The sequence below is a fragment of the Acinetobacter sp. ABJ-A23_2 genome (genome assembly GCF_044538765.1).
GTDB lineage: Bacteria > Pseudomonadota > Gammaproteobacteria > Pseudomonadales > Moraxellaceae > Acinetobacter > Acinetobacter nosocomialis_A.
This window is the reverse complement of sequence record NZ_JBIUCP010000132.1, coordinates 1-271: the sequence shown is the minus strand read 5'-3', so window position 1 is coordinate 271 and position 271 is coordinate 1. Positions and strand designations below refer to the sequence as shown.

Genomic DNA, 271 nt, shown 5'->3' with positions numbered 1-271 from the left:
GATCATGACCTGTAATGGTTAAGGTGACTTGACTACCCGGTGTAACGTCTGTGGTGCCACCTGTAATATGGCCTTGAGTATCCACATCAACTGTAATTGAACCATCTACTCGGTCTAAACCACCTTGACCTGCCAGACTATCTTCTGCATTCACCGGTGTACCATTACGGTCAACCGCGTCTGCCTTCACTGTTAACTCACCATCAGCAAAGTCTGCCGGCACTTCTGCTGTATAGCTACCATCTGGCTGAACCGTTGCAGTCACTTGTTG

At 48.7% G+C, this 271-nt stretch carries 1 pseudogene; it reads right to left on the bottom strand.

The annotated features are described in order from the left end of the window. Positions 1-271: pseudogene (locus ACH63V_RS18185) on the bottom strand (hypothetical protein); the annotation flags it as partial.